Annotated in this window: 14 protein-coding genes and 2 pseudogenes; 4 read left to right on the top strand and 12 right to left on the bottom strand. The window is 42.7% G+C overall.

The features are described 5' to 3' along the window. Positions 1-218: 218 nt before the first annotated feature. The 5 genes and pseudogenes from V7K73_RS20525 to V7K73_RS20505 all read right to left on the bottom strand — a co-directional run bounded on the left by V7K73_RS20525 (position 219) and on the right by V7K73_RS20505 (position 4,648). Positions 219-695: a hypothetical protein gene (locus tag V7K73_RS20525; protein WP_334882520.1), complete on the bottom strand. Its 477-nt coding sequence runs from the start codon at positions 693-695 to the stop codon at positions 219-221. Positions 696-1,003: 308 nt separating this feature from the next. After that, positions 1,004-1,943: pseudogene (locus V7K73_RS20520) on the bottom strand (ABC transporter permease). Between the two features lie 64 nt (positions 1,944-2,007). Continuing rightward, positions 2,008-3,081 (bottom strand): ABC transporter permease, encoded by a 1,074-nt coding sequence (locus V7K73_RS20515; protein ID WP_334882518.1) that lies wholly within the window; start codon positions 3,079-3,081, stop codon positions 2,008-2,010. A 24-nt stretch (positions 3,082-3,105) separates the two neighbouring features. Further along, on the bottom strand, positions 3,106-3,771 hold the full coding sequence (locus V7K73_RS20510; protein WP_334882517.1) for a DUF1877 family protein: 666 nt from the start codon (positions 3,769-3,771) through the stop codon (positions 3,106-3,108). A gap of 7 nt (positions 3,772-3,778) precedes the next feature. After that, positions 3,779-4,648, bottom strand: coding sequence for a BMP family ABC transporter substrate-binding protein (locus V7K73_RS20505; RefSeq protein WP_334882515.1), 870 nt, complete (start codon positions 4,646-4,648; stop codon positions 3,779-3,781). Positions 4,649-5,253: 605 nt separating this feature from the next. On the opposite strand from V7K73_RS20505, the gene V7K73_RS20500 reads away from it, so the two are divergent. After that, positions 5,254-5,838, top strand: coding sequence for a glutathione S-transferase family protein (locus tag V7K73_RS20500; RefSeq protein ID WP_334882513.1), 585 nt, complete (start codon positions 5,254-5,256; stop codon positions 5,836-5,838). Continuing rightward, positions 5,835-6,215: pseudogene (locus tag V7K73_RS20495) on the top strand (CmcJ/NvfI family oxidoreductase); the annotation flags it as partial. The gene V7K73_RS20500 and the pseudogene V7K73_RS20495, both read left to right, overlap by 4 nt. A 219-nt stretch (positions 6,216-6,434) precedes the next feature. On the opposite strand, the gene V7K73_RS20490 reads toward V7K73_RS20495, so the two are convergent. The 7 genes from V7K73_RS20490 to V7K73_RS20460 all read right to left on the bottom strand — a co-directional run bounded on the left by V7K73_RS20490 (position 6,435) and on the right by V7K73_RS20460 (position 18,951). Beyond that, a complete protein-coding gene (locus V7K73_RS20490; protein ID WP_334882511.1) occupies positions 6,435-9,560 on the bottom strand; it encodes an efflux RND transporter permease subunit in 3,126 nt (1,041 codons plus the stop codon). A gap of 192 nt (positions 9,561-9,752) precedes the next feature. Continuing rightward, complete coding sequence (locus tag V7K73_RS20485) at positions 9,753-10,733, bottom strand: HEAT repeat domain-containing protein (protein ID WP_334882509.1); 981 nt, start codon at positions 10,731-10,733, stop codon at positions 9,753-9,755. 201 nt (positions 10,734-10,934) lie between these two features. Further along, on the bottom strand, positions 10,935-14,057 hold the full coding sequence (locus tag V7K73_RS20480) for an efflux RND transporter permease subunit (RefSeq protein ID WP_334882507.1): 3,123 nt from the start codon (positions 14,055-14,057) through the stop codon (positions 10,935-10,937). Continuing rightward, positions 14,054-15,571, bottom strand: coding sequence for an efflux RND transporter periplasmic adaptor subunit (locus V7K73_RS20475; protein ID WP_334882505.1), 1,518 nt, complete (start codon positions 15,569-15,571; stop codon positions 14,054-14,056). Before V7K73_RS20475 ends, V7K73_RS20480 begins: the two co-directional genes overlap by 4 nt. Before the next feature lie 436 nt (positions 15,572-16,007). Next, complete coding sequence (locus V7K73_RS20470; RefSeq protein ID WP_334882503.1) at positions 16,008-16,988, bottom strand: RNA polymerase sigma factor, RpoD/SigA family; 981 nt, start codon at positions 16,986-16,988, stop codon at positions 16,008-16,010. A gap of 147 nt (positions 16,989-17,135) precedes the next feature. Then, positions 17,136-18,416 carry a S41 family peptidase gene (locus tag V7K73_RS20465; RefSeq protein WP_334882501.1) on the bottom strand — a complete coding sequence of 427 codons (1,281 nt, stop codon included), beginning with the start codon at positions 18,414-18,416 and terminating at the stop codon, positions 17,136-17,138. A gap of 154 nt (positions 18,417-18,570) precedes the next feature. After that, positions 18,571-18,951 (bottom strand): hypothetical protein, encoded by a 381-nt coding sequence (locus V7K73_RS20460; protein ID WP_334882499.1) that lies wholly within the window; start codon positions 18,949-18,951, stop codon positions 18,571-18,573. A gap of 438 nt (positions 18,952-19,389) precedes the next feature. Here V7K73_RS20460 and V7K73_RS20455 point away from each other — a divergent pair, with 438 nt between their 5' ends. Continuing rightward, on the top strand, positions 19,390-20,661 hold the full coding sequence (locus V7K73_RS20455) for a sensor histidine kinase (RefSeq protein ID WP_334882497.1): 1,272 nt from the start codon (positions 19,390-19,392) through the stop codon (positions 20,659-20,661). After that, on the top strand, positions 20,639-21,286 hold the full coding sequence (locus V7K73_RS20450; protein WP_334882495.1) for a response regulator transcription factor: 648 nt from the start codon (positions 20,639-20,641) through the stop codon (positions 21,284-21,286). The genes V7K73_RS20455 and V7K73_RS20450 overlap by 23 nt, the downstream gene beginning before the upstream one ends. The last annotated feature ends 33 nt before the right edge of the window (positions 21,287-21,319 follow it).

Here is a 21,319-nt window from a genome sequence, read left to right as displayed (position 1 = left end):
GGGAGACATAATTTTAGTTCCCTGAATCCCAAAAATGGGAGAGGGGAGAAATAATTTTAGTTCCCCGAATCCCAAAAATGGGAGAGGGGAGACATAATTTTAGTTCCCTGAATCCCAAAAATGGGAGAGGGGAGAAATAATTTTAGTTCCCCGAATCCCAAAAATGGGAGAGGGGAGACATTTAACCCCAGCTAAAAACACTCAAATCGGTGAATAAACTAAAAGTTCTGGGGTGGGAGTGGTTGTCCTTGGCTCTTAGGAACATTAACTACGTTTAAAGCTTTGGCAATTGCAATAACGTCATTATCCAATCGTTGAGTTTTAGCATTGCCAGGACAGCTAATATCTGGCGACTCCTCACCAGCTAATCTAATGATAGTAATTGTACCAAAAGAAACAGATTTGATGCAACTTTGTTTTGGCAAGTTAGATAAAGGTTCAGCAACTTTCAAGTCACTGAAAAACTTTTTCGTTAATTTTTCGGACAATTTACCTTGATTAGTCCCTTTGCCATCAACATAATTAACTTCTCCAGATGGTGATACGTAAATGCGGTATCCAATCGCATTTGTAGAGCCACTGTTGACAATAATTGCAACGTTATTGGGTACAAGTGCCATTGCTAATTGAGACGAACAGAGTAAAAAGGATACACCTGCTAGCCCCAGTAGGCTCTTAGGAAAAATCCGATTCATATAATAATTTCCTCATTTATGAGTCTTGATTGTCAAAATTTTATCACCAATATTCATCTTGATAAGTGTCTTTATTTTGCTAATTTTAAACAGGCTGTTCAGGAAAAATGTTTAGTCATACTTTTGTTATAAGTTTGTCATAAGTGCGTCAAGTTAATATGAAATAATTAAAAATAGTGTTTTACTGCTTATGTGAGTTTGGTTATTGCCTTGCCTAGTTAACAGGCTTGCTTCCTTAGCATTCCATCATCTGCGAGTATGTATCTGCACCTATAGCAAAGAGCAATTCTCTGCTTTGGCTACTGCTCTTAATTGTCTTGCTGATTTTCTGGCGAATAAGGAACACCTAACCCTTGGGGCGGTATAGATTTACCAGTTAATCCTACTAATGCAAATAAAGCGATCGCGTATGGTAACATAACTAAAAATTGATAAGGAATATTTGCACCTAGTGCTTGAATTCGTAACTGTAAAGCTTCTGTAGCACCAAACAAAAAACAAGCCAAAGTACTACCTAAAGGATGCCATCTACCAAAAATTAAAGCAGCGATCGCAATAAATCCTTTACCTGCACTCATGCCTTCTGTAAAAAATTTTATTTGCACCAAAGCCAAATCAGCCCCTCCTAAACTGGCAAGACAACCACTAACTATTACAGCCAAATATCGCACCCTTGATACTGAAAGCCCAGCCGTTGCAGCAGCTTGGGGATATTCCCCTACTGCTCGCAAAGTCAGCCCAAAGCTAGTATGAAATAAAATATAGATAGTGGCAGCAATTAGAGTTATCAGTAAATATACAAGAACATCTTGCTGGAACAACAGAGATCCAAGTATAGGTATATTTGCAAGGACAGGAATGGGCATAGGCTCAATTCCTGGTAATCTTTGAGTGCTAGTGCCATTAAATACTAACCGCGCTAAAAACGATGTCAACCCGGCAGCTACCAGATTAATTGCTAATCCTGATACCAACTGATTAACATATAAAGTGATACATAGAAATGCGTGCAGTAAACCGACTAATCCCCCAGCAATCAACGCACAGAGAAGGCCAAGCCAAGGGTTGCCAGTATAAAAGGTAGCGGCTGCACTGGAAAAAGCACCAGTTATATAACATTCCTTCGAGGGCAATATTTAGCACTCCCGATCGCTCCGAGTACATTCCACCAAGGGCAGCAAATGCTAGGGGTACTGCTAAACTTAAACTAGCAACTAAGTAATCAGAGAGGAAGTTTATATTATTCATAGTTATTTTTTTAACGCACCAGATAGCTAAGGGAAGCGCAGAGGATCGCAGAGAAACTTCCGCGTTAAACCTCAGCGTTAGTTTGTGTTTTTATTCGTCTTTCTACAGCGAGACTGATAGCAATAAATAACACAGTTAATCCTTGAATTGCATAAATTATAGTCACAGGTACACCAGCACTACGTTGCATAACATTTGCACCACTACGCAAGGCGGCAAAAAATAAAGAAGTCAACACTACACCGCCAATACTACCGCGACTTAAAAAAGCGATCGCAATCGCATCAAACCCATAACCAGATGACACTTGTTCAAATAAGCGGTATTTCAACCCCATCACCTCAGATGCACCCGCTAACCCAGCTAAACCACCTGCTAATGCCATTACTAGCATGATTGTGTTTTTGACCGAAATCCGCGCATAATGCGCTGCTATGGGGTTAAAACCAACGGCGGCGATTTGGTATCCTAGAGGCGATCGCACTAATAATACCCACAAGATGAGGGCTGTGATTAACGCAAGTATTATGCCTGCATGGGCTAAACTTTGGGGTAAAATAACAGGTAATTGTGCTTCTTTAGCAATTAATGGCGAATAAGGACTAGGTGCGCCTGGTGCTTTTAAGGGGTTTTGCACCAAGTAGCTAACTAAATTCACCGCGATGTAATTCAGCAATAGGGTAGTGATGACTTCATTGACTCCCCGTACTGCTTTGAGATAACCAGGTATCCAACCCCAAACCGCACCAAAGCCAAACCCAGCCAGAAGTGCTAAGGCAATGTGAATGATAGATGGTAATCCTTGCACATATAACCCGATTAAAGCGCTACCCAACGCACCGAGATAAATTTGTCCTTCGCCACCGATATTAAATTGACCAGCCCGCAATGCAACTAATACCCCTAAACTGGTGAATAATAGGGGTGTCATTTTGGTGAGGGTGTTGCCAAACCCAAAGTATGTAGTTAGGGATTCTTGAAATAAAGCTGTGTAGCCAGTGATCGGATTTGCCCCAGCGACTAATATGAGCATACCACCAACGATGAGAGCAGAGGCAATGCCGAAGGCGGGCTGCGCCAACGCAATTAGCGGTGATAGGATTGGTAGCAGGAGTTGAAAGCGTTTATTTGTGATCATGATGCGATGATTGCCAATATTTATCTAAGCAAAGTGGAGAAACATTGCATTTCCTTTCTCAGCCGCATCTTGGTAATATCTCACAAGTGGATTATATGCGTATTCATATAAATAATCATAGCTATCTTCTTCTAAACCTCTAAATTTTAATCTTTTTCTAATAGTCTTGATAGAAAAACTGGATAAAGCATTGGCTATTTTTTTGACTTCATCATCACTAAAGTAGAACAATGGATAGTCACGTTCATCATGTTCAATTCCATTACTGCCAATTACAGCCCTAATTAAAGGAATATTATCTTCTGGATTTTGACTAACGACTAATTTAGATAAATATAATGCTTCGTCGTAAAAGTCATATCCCGTAAGTAAAAAAATTATTGGTTCCCACATTTTATCTAAGTCTAAATATTCACTTTTACCTTCATTAATAATTAAAGGAATATCGTCCTTGATTTTTTCAAATTCTTCTGTTTTATCTTTTTTTAATTTATCTAGCCTCTCTTTTACAAAATTAATTGCCTCCTCAAACCAATCAATTTCATCAGGTTCAATTATTGAAAAGTCTTGCCAAAATGGTGAATATTCTAAGTATTTTGCATCTAAAAATAAACCCGCCAAGTCAGGATATTTTTTGATTTGTTCCAATACATAGGGAGATACCTGTTTGAGATTTAATATAATTCCCATTGGCATTTTATCCTCTGCGTGTCCCCCCAGCCATCAATAAACCAATTTGTTCTATCGTCGCACTCTGTGCATCCAAAATAGCGACAAACTCTCCGTCGAAGATTACGGCAATGCGATCGCTCATGGCCATTACTTCTTCTAACTCTGTAGAAATATACAAGATTGCGGCACCGCGATCGCGTTGTGCTAATAACTGAGAATGAACTGCGGCTGTTGCTCCTACATCTAATCCCCGTGTGGGTTGCATTGGTATAATTAAATTTGGTTCTCTTGCCAGTTCTCTTGCCAATACTACCTTTTGTTGATTTCCTCCCGATAGCTGGCTTACCTTGATATCTTCCCCAGTCGCCCTAATATCAAATTCTTGTCCAGCAATATAAGCTAATTTATTGGATTTAGTCAGAGCCGCGCCAATAATACCACATAAATAACTACCTTGCAAATGATCTATTCGCAAAGAGGCAATATTTTCTCGCTTGTTATTACCATTTACACCCACAAAAAATGTATTGGGAAATTGTGGAGCAACTTGTTCTATGGCTGCATCAAATTGTCCACCGTGGGCGAATACAACATTATAACCCTTGCGGGCAAAGTCTGTTAATGCTTCTGTTTGATCTGCTTGGGCGACTTGTTCCAGATATGCAACTTCTGCACCCAGTTTTTGTTTAGCTAGGTTTAAGCCTTCGTAACCTGACTGATTCCAAGCTTTATCAGTAATCATTCCAGGGAGTGCGATCGCTATTTTAAAACTTTCCCCATTACTACTAACTGTTGGTGTCGTGTCATTACTCTTGCAAGCTTTCAGTAAGAGGCTAGTAGCAAAAGTAGCTGAACCATACAAAATAAATTTACGTCGAGGAAAATCTATTGTCATATACTACCTGATGATATACGTTGCGATCGCTTGAATATAAGTTTCTATCTTAATGGAGGACTCGTGACCATCCGTGTCAACATTAACGTAAAAGTCACAGCTACGGGCGACGCAATGATAACGCTGTTGTGATAATAGATCAAGCTAAGGGACTTCCAAATAAAAAAATACCCCACAAGATTGGGTAATTTATTTGTTGCAGCACTTACGCACAAGGAACGGAAAATCGAACCACAGAGGACGCAAAGGACACGGAGGAATAAGAGGAAAGAGAGTTTTTTTGCGTAAGTCTTATGTTGGAAGTCCCTTACCTGTGGGTACTAGCAAATCAACACGGATCTCTTTTTGATCGGACTGATTATGTCTAAATATTTATTTAGCTACACGAACAATTAGGTATACATATTCTGATAAAGACTGTATACTATTTAAAATACGCTAACCCGACCGATAAACTGTAATATGCCATCTAACTGACGTAGATACCTGCCAGTCAATTATTTAACTGCACTAATCAACACATCTTGCTTGTGTCTTATTGCTTTAGTTGGAGTTGTGCAATCTCAAATAGTCTGTATTCACGATGATTACAAGGAAAAGATTTTATGAGCAACATACAACTGTACTTCGCCAAAGCCTCCACCTTCTCTCAACGGACCCGCGTGGTTTTGCTGGAAAAAGGCATTGACTTTACTCCGATAGAAATTGACTTACAAAACAAACCCGATGGCTACACTCAGATTTCGCACTATGGCAAAGTTCCGGCTATCAAACATGGGGATGTGGAAATTTACGAGTCCGCTATTATCAATGAATATCTAGATGAAGTCTTCCCAGAACCACCTTTATTACCCCGCGATCTGGCAGCTAAAGCGATCGCTCGGATTTGGATAGACTACGCCAACACTCGCCTTGTCCCAGCTTTTAACAAATTTCTGCGCGGTAAAGATAGCCAAGAACAAGAACAACGACGAAAAGAGTTCACAGAAGCACTTCTATATATTGAACAAGAAGGATTAGGCAAAGGTGATTACTTGTTAGGAGATCGGTTTAGCCTAGTTGATATCAGCTTCTATCCTTGGTTTGAACGTTTACCACTCTTAGAACACTTCCGCAAATTCACACTACCAGCAGAAACACCTCGTTTGCAGACATGGTGGAATTTGGTAGGCAATCGCTCCTCAATATAGATGATATTGACGCGCTCGCCAAACAACGATTTGCCATCATCAATGTTTGGCGAGCGATCGCAACACCAATTCAAGAGTCACCATTAGCAGTGTGTGACGCGCAAAGCATTGCAATAACAGACCTTGTAGCTGGTGATTTAGTGTACCGCGATCGCGTCGGTGAAACTTATGGAGTCACGTATAACTCGAAACATAAATGGTTCTACTTTCCACAAATGCACAGAGATGAGGCCCTATTTATCAAGTGTTTCGACTCCGCAGAAGAGGGATACGCACGTTTTGCAGCCCATACAGCCTTTGAAGATCCCACTAGCCCAGCTAACGCTCCCCCACGAGAAAGCATCGAACTACGAACATTCGTCTTTTACCCCACCTAGTGGTCTGTCAAGCGAAGGAAAGAAGGGTAAAGGAACGAACCGCGAAGGCGCGAAGTACGCGAAGGAAAGAAGAGAAATTGAAGAATTATCTAAGTAAGTCGGCGCAAATAATCATCACTAGTTTGTAGTTGCGCTTTAGCGCTAAAGCGCAACTACGAGCCAAATTCAGAAATTTTACTTTTCGTTACATAGTTTGGTTTTATCTTGTCTACCTACTTATTAACTTTTAACTGCTGGCAGATGCTTTTTTTCAACTTTCCTACTTTGGGTACTAAGTTTTTTCCGCAATGCCTCCATGTAAATGTAAAACACTGGAGTTAGATAGAGAGTCAATATCTGAGAAAATAGCAATCCACCCACGATCGCAATCCCCAAAGGACGACGCGCTTCTGAACCAACTCCCGTCCCCAAAGCAATGGGAAGTGTGCCAATTAAAGCTGCCATTGTTGTCATCATAATTGGGCGGAAGCGAGTCAAACAAGCCGCATAGATGGCATCAAAGGAATTTTTTCCTTCCTTTCGCTGCGCCTCAATGGCAAAATCCACCAGCATAATGCCGTTTTTCTTGACGATACCCACTAAGAGGATGATGCCGATGAAAGAGTAAAGATTTAAATCAACCTGAAAAATTAGCAGCGTCAATAATGCACCAAAACCCGCCGACGGTAGACCGGAAAGAATGGTGATTGGATGAATGAAATCCTCATAGAGGATACCGAGAATCAGATAGATGACTAAAATCGACACCAACAACAGCACGCCTAAATCGTTGAAGGACTGCTGGAAGGTTTGGGCTGAACCCTGAAAGCTGGGGGTAATTGTTGAGGGTAGCAACTCACTGGCTGCTTGCTTGATAACATCTGTAGCCTGACTTAGAGATGTTCCTGGGAGTGTGTCAAAAGAGATAGTTGCAGAGGGGAGTTGAGCAACGTGAGTGACGGTGAGGGGTCCGACATTTTGGGTGATATTAGCGATCGCACTCAAAGGAACCTGTTTTCCAGTACTCGATTGCACATATAGTAGTGATAGGGCGCTAGGATCTCGCTGAAACTCCGGTTTCACTTCTAAGATTACATAAAATTGGTCATTTGGGGTATAGATAGTAGAAACCTGGCTGGAACCATAGGCAGCGCTGAGGGTTTGTTCAACTTGTTGGGCAGTAATCCCAAGGGTTGCGGCTTTATTGTGGTCAACTTGGACTTGGATTTGAGGAGTGCTAAGTTGTAAATCGCTATCAACGTTTTGGAGTCCTGGTAGGGTTTTGACTTTATCGACAAGTTTAGGAACGTATTGGCGCAAGTCTTCTAAATTCAAACTCTGCAACGTGAACTGATAAGTAGAATTAGTTTGTTGCCCACCGATGGGAATAGCTGGCGGAGAGCGGAGGAATGTTTTAATCCCAACTGTCCGTCTTAACTTGGGGGTTAGTTCTTGAATGATTTCGTCAGCGCTCAGTTGACGTTGAGAACGTGGCTTCAGCCGAATCGTAATTCGCCCGGAGTTAACCGATGCGTTAGGGCCACTTGCACCCACAGTCGAGTTAACTGCTTCAATGTTGGGGTCTTTACGAATAATCTCAACAACCTTTTGTTGGTGACGCAGCATATCATCAAAAGAAATATCTTGCGCTCCTTTGGTGTTCGCCATCAGTTGTCCGGTGTCTTCTGTAGGAATAAATCCTTTGGGAACGATGACGAACAAATAAACAGTCATTACCAGGAGAATACCAGAACCAATCAGTGTCATCAGCCGATATTTTAAGATGGGCTTCAGCGTCCAATCATATCCCCGTAGCAGAAAATCAAATCCCCCTTCTAAGAATCGATAGAGCCGATTTGGTCTTTGCTGATGGGATGAACCCAAAAAGCGACTGCACAACATGGGGGTGAGACTGAGGGAAACAAAACCCGAAACCAAAATTGCCACTGCGATCGTCACGGCAAATTCATGAAATAATTTACCGATTATTCCACTCATAAACATGATCGGGATGAACACCGCCACTAGGGAGAGAGTCATTGACAAAATTGTGAAGCTGATTTCCTTCGATCCCTTCAATGCCGCATTTAGGGGAGATTCGCCCATTTCCCGATAACGGATGATATTTTCTAATACAACGATCGCATCATCCACGACAAAGCCCACGGAAAGGGTCAACGCCATGAGTGAAAGGTTGTCTAGGGAGAAACCCGACAGATACATGACAGCAAAAGTGCCAATAATTGCTACAGGTAGCGCCAAACTGGGAATTAGGGTAGCTGTTATGTCACGTAAAAATAAGAAAATTACCAAGACTACTAGACAAACCGAGAGAACTAAGGTAAACTTTACATCGTTGACAGAGGCTCGGATGGTTTGGGAGCGATCGTACATAATCCCCATCTCAATGGATTTGGGAACTTGTTCGCGGAGTGTAGGTAAAAGTTCCTGGATGGCATCAACAATTTTTACAGTATTAGCTCCGGGCTGCGGTTGTACAGCGAGAACAACAGAATGACGGTTTGTCACCTTGCGATCGCTATACAAATTCGAGACTTTGACATTTTGTTCACTCTCAATTACCTGTCCCAAATCCTGGAGCCGCACGGCAGCACCATTTTTGTAAGTTACAATTAGCTGGCGATAGCTGGCAGCATCGGTGAGTTGACCGTTCGCCTGAATCGTATAACTTTTGTAAGTGTCAGAGAGACTGCCGGTTGGCAAGTTGACATTTCCCTGTTGAATTGCAGTTTTTACCTGAGTTAGACCAATTCCCCTCGATGCCAACTCTCGCGGGTCAAGCTGGACGCGGACTGCATATTGCTGTTGACCAAAGACCTGTACTTGAGCAACACCATCAATCATTGAAATTGGCTGACCAACTGTTACCTCTGCGTATTCATCTACTGTCGAGATTGGCTGTGTCTCAGAATACATATAGAGGAAGAGAATTGGCGAGACAGACGGGTTAACTTTGCGGTAGGTAGGGGGGTGAGGCATTCCGGCTGGCAGTTGTCCTGCGGCTGCTGAGATGGCCGCCTGTACATCTTTGGCGGCATCCTGCACTCTGCGGCTAAAGTCAAATTGTAGGGAGATGTTAGTGCTACCTGTGGAACTGGTGGAATTAAAGGAATTTAGTCCGGCAATTTCGGTAAACTGTCTTTCTAGGGGTGCAGCGACTGAAGAAGCCATTGTTTCTGGGGTGGCACCAGGGAGACTAGCAGAGACAGATATAAAAGGATATTCAACGTTGGGTAGCGCACTGATGGGTAATAGTAGATAACTCATCAGACCGAAGATGAGGATACCCATCATTACCAAGGTGGTCATGACTGGACGACGGATGAAGAGTTCTGAAAGGTTCATGAGTCTGTTCTCCCAGAAATGTGGTGAGGTTGAGGCTTAACTCTTTGTCAAATTCAATTTTTTTAAACGAACCGCTCCAGACGCAGAGGGCGCAAAGGAAGAGAAGAAAGAGAAGGAAGAAATGTTTAGCTGAACTGTATTGAGATAGAATGTCAACGTGAGTTTGATAAATGTGTGATAGATGCAACGGCTTTATCTCTGATTTTTAAACATATCTAACGCCTCCTTAACTGCTTCTTGAACAAGTGGATCTGGATCTTCTAAAAGCTGCGATACAAACTCCACAGCCTCAAATGCTTTGATTTTTCCTAAAGCAAACGCCGCCCTACTCCGAACCCATTTGCTAGGGTGTTTAAGTCCTTGAATTAATGCATCTACTGCCCGAAGTTCTTCGAGTACTAGTACTACCGAAAAGCCTGAATCATGTTTTTCATCTTGCAGCAGATTAACAAGAGTATTAACTACTTTAGTTTTCAGATTACTTGGTAGAATTTCTATTCCATAGCTATTGCTCATATATAGGTCGCCATGAAGTAGTTGTACGGGTTTCCAAGAGGAATCTTCAGGAAATATTTTCAGAAATCTTTCGAGAGCTAAGTCTGTAATTCCTGAATTATACTTTCGATATGCAGCAGCATACTTTTTCTCATCTTTCTCTATGTAACCTTTGCAATCGATGAACAATCCCCCAGTCTCATAAGATTCCGCTAGAGTCAACATCATGGATGTTAAATTGGCGTATTGCAGTGAAATTTCTAAAATTTCGGAGAGATGAATTACAGGAGAAGTTGTTTGTTCATCATCCGTTGCGACAACTGCTAAAAACTCGATATCCGACATGCAGACTGGCAAGATAGGTTTACCTGCATACTTATACATCAGGGCTATTTCTTCATGTTCCTCTTCCCAAGTTTGAGCCTCTTTCACTGCTGAATCTAAACTTAAAAGAAACATATAATCAAAGATCCAATCATCTGCACAGCCATCCATTGAGTATCCATTTGACCATTCATAAATTTCTTGAACTTCTTGGGATACTTTAAAAGATAGGGTACTCAACACATTATCTATTTCTAATGGACTTAAACCTGATGCCAATGATGCAATCTTTGCTGGATGATTTTTTTTGAACCAGTAGTGAATTCGGTCTAATGCATCTTTAATATCTGACATAAGTGTTTAATTCGTAATTCGTAATTCGTAATTCGTAATTCGTAATTGAGAAAATCAGAAATATAGTCTGTTATGCCGTAGGCTAACGCACCTTGAATTGTTGACGGTGCGTTACGCTTTTAGCTAACGAACCCTACATTTAAATTTCTTAACTCTCTGTGTCCTCTGCGTCTGGAGCGGTTCGTTTAAAAAAGTTAAACATCACGATCGCTCATCTGAAAATGAAAATACCCGCCGGAATTTAACTTGACTCAGCTTCTTCCGCCAAGATTCCATATATATATAGAACACGGGTGTTAAATACAAGGTCAATATCTGAGAAAATATCAGCCCGCCCACAACTGCAATCCCTAGAGGACGGCGGGATTCCGAGCCAGCCCCAAACCCGATCGCAATAGGTAAGGTTCCCATTAATGCTGCCATTGTCGTCATCATAATCGGACGGAAGCGCACTAAGCAGGCTTGATAAATCGCCTCAGACGGTTTTTTTCCTTGTTCTCGCTGGGCTTCAATTGCAAAATCCACCATCATGATGCCGTTTTTCTTGACGATGCCCACCAAGAGAATTATGCCGATAAAGGAGTAAACATTCAGTTCCACATGGAATATGATCAGCGTTAACAATGCCCCGAAACCTGCTGACGGCAAACCAGAAAGAATCGTAATTGGGTGAATGAAATCCTCATAGAGGACACCCAAAATCAGATAAATTACGAGGATGGCGATCGCTAACAATAAACCCAAACTGGGCAGTGAACTTTGAAATACCTGACTTGCACCCTGAAAGCTGGTGCTAATGCTGGCAGGAATCACCTGATTAATCACTTTTTCAATCTCTTCGTTGGCATTTCCCAAGGCCACACCGGGAGCGAGGTTAAAGGAAATGGTGGCGGCGTTCATCCGCCCGTTATGATTAACCATTAACGGGCTGACTCCCTGAGATAGTTTGGCGAATGTCTTCAGAGGTACTGCAACTCCTGTGCTGGAGTTAATGTATAATTCCAACAAAGCATTGATATCCTGTTGAAACTGGGGTGCTAATTCCAAAATCACCTGATACTCATTGGTCGCTGCATAGATGGTTGACACTTGGTAGGAACCGTAGGCACTTCTCAGGGTATTTTCAATTTGCTCGGCTGTTATACCATAAGTTGACGCTTTATCGCGGTCAATGTCAATTTGAATTTGGGAAGCAAACTGTAAATCGCTGTTCACATCCTGGAGTTCTGTCATCTCCTTCATTTTGGTAGCAAGTTGGGGAACATATTCCTGTAAGGGTTTGACATCAGAACTCTGGAGTGCAACTTGATAAAGTCCTGTGCTTTGTTGGGCGCCAATGGGAATGGCTGGGGGATTTTGTAAGAATACTTGAATGCCTGGAACTGTGGCGAGTTTGGTTCGCAAATTTTGCACAATTTCGTCAGCCCCAAGTAGGCGTTGCGATCGCGGTTTTAACCGAATAAACAAACTCCCAGAATTGGCTGCAACTGCTGCCCCACTGCCACTTGCACTCGCTCCCGCCCCAATATTGGAGTTGACTGCATCTACATTTGGATCTTGACGGATCAGGTTAACAACTGTCTGCTGATGCTGGACAAGATTATCGAAGGAGGCATCCTCTGCTGCTTGGGTAATACCTGTAATTTGTCCGGTATCTTGGCTAGGAATAAAGCCTTTGGGAACTACCACCAACAACCCAACTGTCACCGCCAATAAAAAGACAGATAAAATCATCGTGGTGCGGTGGTATTTTAAGACTTTTTTGAGACTCCAATCGTACAGAGCGAGGAAGCGATCGAATACATATTCGGAAGCTTGATATAACCGACTTTGATTAGCATGATTTACAGGACGCAGAAAACGGCTGCATAACATGGGAGTCAAAGTCAAAGACACAAAACCAGAGACGAGAATTGCAACTGCGATCGTCACAGCAAATTCATGAAATAATCGCCCTAGCACTTCACTCATGAATAACATGGGAATGAAGACTGCAACTAAGGAAAGGGTCATTGATAGAATTGTAAAACCAATTTCTCTCGACCCATTCAACGCCGCTTCTAGGGGACGTTCCCCCATTTCGATATGACGGACGATATTTTCTAGCATAACGATCGCATCATCCACTACGAAACCCACCGAAAGGGTCAACGCCATCAGCGATAAATTATCTAGTGAGTAGTGCAGCAAATACATCACCGCAAAAGTGCCAATCAGCGAAACGGGTAACGCCAAACTGGGAATCACCGTCGCCGAGAGGTTCCGTAAAAAGATAAAAATCACTAAGATAACTAGAGCGATCGTCAGAATCAACGTAAATCTGACATCATCTACCGAATCTCGAATTGACTGAGACGCATCATAGAGAATCCCAATTTCCACGGATGCCGGAATCTGTTCTCGCAAATTCGGGAGCAATTTCTTAATCGTGTCTACGACTTGCACCGTATTGGTTCCGGGCTGTCTTTGAATGGTGAGAATAATGGCGCGAGTATTGTTGTACCAGCTTGCTACCTTGTTATTTTCTACACTGTCAACGATTCGGCCTAGTTGATTAAGATAGATGGGCATTCCATCTTTGTAAGATACAATCAGTTGCCGATAAGCAGCCGCATCCTGGAGTTGCCCGTTAGTTTGGACTGTAAAATTCTTGTGATTTCCCGAAAGACTGCCGGTAGGCAAATCGACGTTACCCTGTTGAATCGCCGTCGCCACCTGATCTAACCCAATTTGCCGCGTAGCCAATTGCTGCGGATCAAGTTGAATTCGAGCCGCATACTTTTGGGAACCGTAAACAGCTACCTGTGCCACCCCATTGATTGTAGAGAGCTTTTGCGCCAAATAAGTCTCGGCATAATTATCTACCTGCGAAAGTGGCAGAGTGGGAGAATCGAGGTAAAGATAAAGAATCGGTTGGTCGGCGGGGTTAACCTTGCTGTAGGTGGGAGGATTGGGTAAATCAGTCGCAATTTGCCCCGATGCTCCCGATATCGCGGCTTGCACATCCTGCGCCGCATCATCAATATTCCGACTCAGGTTAAATTGCAGGGTAATTTGAGTCTGTCCCAGAGTGCTAGTTGAGTTGAGGGAATCGAGTCCAGCAATACTAGAAAATTGCTTCTCTAGAGGACGGGCTACCGATGCTGCCATCGTTTCGGGGCTAGCTCCCGGTCGGGCGGCACTTACCTGAATTGTGGGATAATCCACACTTGGCAAATCGCTGATTGGCAGCAAGCGATAACTCATAAAACCGAAAATCAAAATCGCCGCCATTACCAGAGTCGTCATAATTGGACGGCGGATAAATGGTTCTGAGAGGTTCATGATTTACCTCCGCCTGACTTCGAGGATTCTCCCCCCTGCTCCCTGCCCCCTGCCCCTCTTCCTGTTTTGATGCGGATTTTGCTACCCGAAACGAGATTCGCTTGACCATCGGTAACAATTTTATCGCCTGGTTGCAGCCCTTTCTGAATTACATCTAGCCCCTGAATGGTGCTGCTAATTGTAACTGGAACATTTTCTACCGTCATGTCTGGCTTAACTACAAAAACAAATTGTCCATCGGGGCCATTCTGCACAGCTTGGGAGGGAACAACTGTTGCATTCGGTTCTTCAGTCAGCGTTAGGGTTGCGTTGACAAATTGACCGGGAAACAAATATCCTTGACTGTTGTCAAAGTCGCCAATCAGTTGAATTGTCCCCGTGGTGTTATCCACCGTATTATTGACAAATGTCAAAGTACCGGGTACAGAATGAGCTTGATCGTTGGGAAACGTCACATCTACCTTCAGCCTCCCATTCTGCATATACTTTTGTACCTGGGGTAGATTTGTTTCAGGAATGGAAAAAGCAACTTGAATCGGGCGAACTTGGGTGAGGGTAACAAGTGGAGTTGTGCTGTTGGCTTGTACCACATTGCCCTGAGTCACCAGAATATTGCCAGCGCGACCATCAATTGGGGCATAAATTTTGGCATAAGACAATTGCACTTTGGTATTATCTAATGCTCCTTGGTCGGAACGGACAACAGCTTGAGCATTAGCGATCGCAGCTTGATCGCCCTTGACAACAGCTAGAGCATTAGCCAGCGCCACTTGATCGCTTTTCAAAACAGCCTGAACATTAGCGATCGCTTCTCGATCTGCTTGTAGGGTTGCTTGAGCTGTGCGGATATTGGCAACGTATTGCTGTGCTGTATCTAAACTGATTGCGCCCTTCTTGTACAATGCACCATAGCGATCGCTCTGTCCCTGGGCAAAATCTACTTGTGCTTGATCCTTACCCACAGTCGCCTGGGCTTGTCGCACTGAGGCTTGGTCTTTGATTAAAGTCGCCCTAGCTTGGTCTACCTGACCCAAGTCTCTAGTTAATCCATCTCTAGCTTGTTGTACCGAGGCTTGGTCTTTGGCGACAATTCCTTCAGCTTGCTGGATTGCAGCAGCTTGCGATCGGTCATCCAGGGTAAACAAAAGTTGTCCCTTTTTCACATCTTGACCTTTCTTGAAATAAACTCCAATAATCCGGCCAGTGGCTTCGGGCGTAATCGATACCGTAGATCCTGATTGCACGTTGCCGATGGCCTGTAATTGTAACGGAACCGTTTTTTGTGTCACCATTGCCACGGTTACAGGTATCACTTGCTGCCGATTACGCCCAGATTTTTCAGATTTATCTGATTTGGCTGCACTTACATAGATACCAAAAAAACCCAACCCAGCCAGCAATAGCACCCCCAAGATTACCAACCTAATCTTTTTCTTTTTTGGCGATCGCGGTAGCTCTGGTTTTATACTGTTGTCTGTCAAACTCTCGTTAGAAATTTCAATTTCATGGTTCATCAGAACCTCCAATAGTTAGTACTTTGATAGGGAGCATCCAAATGAGTGCTTAAATCTTTTCCCTCACCCCCAGCCCCTCTCCCCTTTTTGGGAGAGGGGAGAAATAATTCTAGTTCCCCTTCTCCCCTTTTTGGGAGAGGGGAGAAATAATTCTAGTTCCCCTTCTCCCCTTTTTGGGAGAAGGGGTTAGGGGATGAGGGCTATCAAGGTTTTTACACCTGACGCGATGCTCCAGGGCAAACTCCCTCTCCCAGATTTGGGAGAGCGATTTAGGGAGAAGGTAAAAACTACGGTTCTCAACTTAGATAAGGTTTAATTCTAGTTCCCCGAATCCCAAAAATGGGATTTGGGGTTAGGGGATGAGGGCTATCAAGCTTTTTGCACATTTGCGATGCTCCGACAATTTTTTTTGATATTTACTTATCTTTGTGTTTGTCTATGGCTTATTTAACTGCCGATATAGAATTTGTAAAGCTTGTTTTTCTATCTGTCTAACTCGTTCCCGACTAATACCTATTCGCTGACCAATCTCTTCTAGAGTAAATTGGTGTCCGTCTGTCAATCCAAAGTGCAAATTTAAGATTTCTTGTTGTTGTCTCGACAAAGTTAACAATAAACTTTCAACTTCATCATTTAGATATTGCTCATTAGTATAGCCATTTTCAGAATCTCTGCAATCTTGTATTAAATCTTCTAATTTTATCTCTTTATCTGACCCAACTTTCAGATCAAGGGAGATAGTTTGACGAGCTAAAAGGAGAACATCTCGAATCTGACTAGGCTCTAAAGAAAGTGCATGAGCAATTTCTTGAGTGGTGGGAATCCGTCCCAGCTTTTGAGATAATTCTCGCTGAACGCGCTTAATTTTGTTTAACTTTTCGTTGATGTGAATGGGTAATCGAATTGCTCGTCCTTGCTGGGCGATCGCTCTGGTAATTCCTTGACGAATCCACCAGTAAACGTAGGTTGAAAATCTGTATCCTAGAGCCGGATTAAATTTCTCAACTCCTCTCTGCAAACCCAATGTACCTTCTTGAATTAAATCCATTAGCTCTAAGTTACGTCTCTGATATTGCTTGGCAATTGACACCACAAGCCGGAGATTAGACGCAATCATTTTCTGCTTGGCTTTTTTTCCTTGATTTAGCTGCTGAAGTAGTTCTTGTTCACTTAATTGCACCTGGTTAGCCCATTCTGGCAGTGTGGGTGTACGCTTTAATTCAACAGTCAGTTTTTCTGATTCAGCAAGTATTTTCATCATCTGCTGAACTTGTTGGGCAAACAAAACTTCTTGCTCGTGGGTTAACAGAGGTATCCGGCCAATTTCTTGAAGATAAACACGTACTGTATCAGTTGTAAATTGAGATGCTTTGGTTGTGTTAATAGCTTTGGTTTCTGGGAATGTTAACTTACTCATATTGAGTTAGCCTTTGTCTATTAATTAGGGTACTTTTTATTCGGGAAAAACAGCACGGAATAATTCGTAATTCATCGGCTCTATTACGAATTACGAATTATCATGACTTGTTGACGATAAGAGATATTGTCAAAAGTAACCGTATACTTATTTCCCTTGCTGTAAACTCAGATGATTGTCCCCGGACTGAATCAATTTGCTCAGTCCAGCAACGGCGCTAGCATACTGAGGATCGGCTAATGTCCCCAAGGTTTGGTTCTGCACTAATGCTTTCTGTTGTGCCTGGGTTAATGCCACGTTAATATCTGGGGCAATGCCGACATGATTGATATCTCGACCTTTGGGTGTGTAGTATTTGGCGATCGTTAGTTTCAGCCCCGAACCATCTTCTAGTGGCTCTACGGCTTGAACTAAACCTTTACCGAAAGTGCGAGTCCCTACTAAGGTGGCGCGGCGATCGTCTTGCAGCGCTCCCGACAGAATTTCGCTGGCGCTAGCAGATCCCTTATCAACCAGTATCACTAGGGGTTTGTCGGTGAGAGGATGTCCCGATGCGTTGTAGCTCTCTTTAACTTGATCTCGATTTACCAAAGACACGATCGCCCCTTCCTTCAACCACATACTGGCAATTTGCAAACTAGCATCCAGCAGTCCACCTGGATCGGAACGCAAATCTAAAACGTACCCCTGCACCTGCTGTTTTTCTAATGCTTGAATTGCCCCATGCATCTCTGCGGGAGCAGTTTGTGTAAACTCTGGCAAACGAATGTAACCAATCTTACCTGCTGCTGTTGTTTGCGTGTTGTAAGTTACAGGATGGATAGCAATATTTGCCCGGGTAAGTTGGAAACTTTGCGATTTATTGCCGCGTTGAATCATCAGTACTACCTTGGTGCCGACGGGGCCGAGAATCCGCTTAACGGCATCGTCAATTTTCATCCCCTGAGTTTTTTGACCGTTAATCTGGACAATTACATCGTCTGGCAAAATACCCGCTTTAAAAGCAGGTGTTCCTGCGATCGGGGCGACAACGGTTAAGGCTTTAGTTTTTTCATTCTGTGCAAGTTCCAGCCCTACGCCACTGAGGTTGCCAGAAATGTCATTATTTAGGGCTTTAAATTCTTGTGGATCGAAAAACTGTGTGTAGCGATCGCCTAATTTAGCGACCATTTCTTGAATCGCTCCATAAGCCTCTTTATTAGAACTATAGGAACGGCTAACATACTGCTGACGAATTGCTTTCCAATCTTGATGGTTAAAGCTGACATCAACATAATTTTTATCTAGGATTTGCCACACCTCATCCACCATTCTTTGGGGGCTAGTTTGGGGTTTACCTAAAGCTTTAGAAGCGTAAAAACTACTTCCTAAAAGGATTGCTGAGATAACGGCGAGTTCTATCTTGACGAACAATTTCTGTTTAAACATGCTTTAACTCTTGAAGAATAATACAAAATACAGAATTCAGAATGTAATCAACGAAGAATTGAATACCCCCAGTCGCAGATAATTATTTCTGTTAGCGTAGCGAGGCGTAGCCCATTCTGACAACTGACTCCTGAATTCTGTTTTAAGAAAACTACTAGGAGTTACCTGGGGATTGCCCTTTGCGGTGGGGATAGGCAGTCTTAAATATATCCTGAATTTTAGTTTTTTGTTCAGCCGTGAGATTCAGGCTGAACACTGCTTTACGCATTTTTTCACCTTGCTGTAATTTTGTTGACAATTCCTTTACCTGATCTGGGGTCAGAACTGCCTCAACTTGCTTGCGAACTTCTTCGCGTTTCTGGGCGCGTTCTGGCGTATTCGATGCCGAATTTGTCGTAGAAGTATCAGCTACCTTTGTCCCTGAGTCATTCCCTTGAGATACATCTGGAGACTTAGAACTGCTGCAACCTGTCATTCCTCCAATCAGGATACTTGCAAATAGTAGGGTTGGTAAAATTATCTGTTTTTTAATCATTTACTTCTCTTGTTTTTGTTGTGTGTAATACGAATAAGTAAGTGGGTCAAATTAAATATAAAACCTCACCCTGCCTCCGGCTTCCCTCTCCGATATTTTGGAGAGGGATTGAGGGTAAGGTTTTTCTTATGTTTAATTACGTCTACCTCCTTAACTGGTTACAAAATATTTAAAAAATCGCTGTTTTACTCACACAAGCTAATCTTAAAAGTTGGAATTAGTTTACACATGAGCTAAAATTCCTAACCTTACCAGTAAAAAAGTACTTAAATTATTGTGACTTTTTTCCTAATTTAGAAACAATTAATTAGTCGAAACGGCTCTAGCAATACTAAAGACAGATTCGCTATATAGAAAAGAGAGTTTCATCTCAACAGCGCCCATCTCTAAGCCTTCTGTCTTCTTCACCTATTTACCTCTAAAATTGGGAAAATACCTATGGTTTTGTTAGAAAGACCATTGAGTTATAATTCTATGGTTCGCTTGATCTACCCATCTTTCCGTCTGTTGCTTTACCTAGAGTGGCTGTTCTTAGCCACGGCAGTGTTCATGGAAGTTCTGCTGCCGTTTAAGTTGTCCTGGTCTTTGCTGCTACGAGTTGTAGCGATCGCAATTTTCAGTTTGATGGGGTTGAGGCTACCAATGGTTAGGCTGAAAACAAAATTACTTTATACAGCCCTGGAATTCGGTTTAATTTGGCTACCAGCGATTCAACATAGCTTATCTCCTCGCTCCGTTTTGCTGCTGTGTCTGGTACTGGTGATGCGGAGTTGTCTGATATTTAAGCTATCGGGACAGTTGGTTGTCTTGATTTTATCTCTGCTTTCTCATGGAACACTCCTTTTGTCAAGACCAATTGAACCTGAGAATTTTATGCGAGATAAAATGATCGCCATGTCCTGGGATTGGCGATTAAGTAATATATTATTGTTTAGCTTAACGTTAGTATTCGCTTTATTGTTAATTAATGCCCTGCTTGCAGAACGCCAAAGTCGAGAGCAGTTAGAAATTGCCCATCAGCAATTAGAGAGAACCAATCAACAACTGTACCAGTATGCGCTACGGATTGAAGATCAGGCAACCTTGCAGGAACGCAACCGAATTGCCCGCGAAATTCATGATGGGTTAGGACACACTCTCGCCGCCCAAACCATTCAGATTAATAATACTCTGTTATTCTGGCAATCAAATAATGATAAAGCCTTGACATTTCTCAAACAGGCGAAAGAATTGGGGGCTGAGGCACTGCTAGAAATTCGGCGATCGCTTTCTGTTTTACGTTCAAATCCTTTGCAAGGGCAATCTTTCAAATCAGCCATTGAAAAGCTACTGACCGATTTTCAGCAAACCACAGGTATTGAACCGTCTTGTAAAATTGATCTACCTGACATTTTACCAACAGAAGTAAACACCGCCCTATACCGAATTGTGCAAGAATCCTTGACAAATATTTGCAAACATGCAGAGGCAACGAGTGTCAGCGTGAGACTACTGGCTCACGCTGGAATGATTCATTTGTCAATCGAAGATAATGGAAAAGGGTTTAACCCCACTCAAAATACAACCGGCTTTGGGTTACAAGGGATGCGAGAACGGTCGGTTGCGCTGGGTGGTCAATTGAATGTCCACAGTCAACTAGGAACCGGTTGCTGTATTTCTGTTTCTTTGCCACTATCAAAGCTAGCTTATGATTCAGATTTTATTAGTTGACGATCAGCATCTGATTCGTCAGGGACTTAAGAGTATGCTTGAGTCGAATGACCAGATGCAAGTAATCGGTGAGGCGGAAAATGGGCAACGGGCGCTCGAACAGATTGCTCTACTGCAACCCGATATTGTGTTAATGGATATCCGAATGCCCGTAATGGATGGAGTTGCCACAACAAAAGCGATCGCTCAACAATATCCTCACATTAAGGTTTTGGTCCTCACCACTTTCGATGATGATGAGTATGTTTTCCAGGCGATGCGGCTGGGTGCAAAGGGCTATTTACTCAAGGACACCGAACCAGATGAATTAATGTTGGCAATTCGATCCGTCTACAAGGGACAAACCCTACTCGGTCCAGGATTGTTTGAGAAAGCACTCACGCCTATTGCCGCGCCTGTTTCATCTGTGCAAACTCCTCCAGAATTGGCGCAACTTACACCCAGAGAATTAGATGTATTGCGGTTAATTGCTTGTGGAGCCAATAACCGTGAAATTGCTGAATCACTGTTTCTTTCAGAAAATACTGTTAAGAACTATGTTACTAATATTCTGAGTCGGTTGAGTTTACGCGATCGCACTCAAGCCGCTTTGTTTGCTCATTCCTTGTTTGGTGGACTTAAATAGAGTCTGCTTGGGCAAGGAATATGTATCTTTATT

This window comes from Nostoc sp., from assembly GCF_036916975.1.
GTDB lineage: Bacteria > Cyanobacteriota > Cyanobacteriia > Cyanobacteriales > Nostocaceae > Nostoc.
Note: the sequence above shows the minus strand (reverse complement) of the source record. Positions and strands in the feature narration are given on the sequence as shown.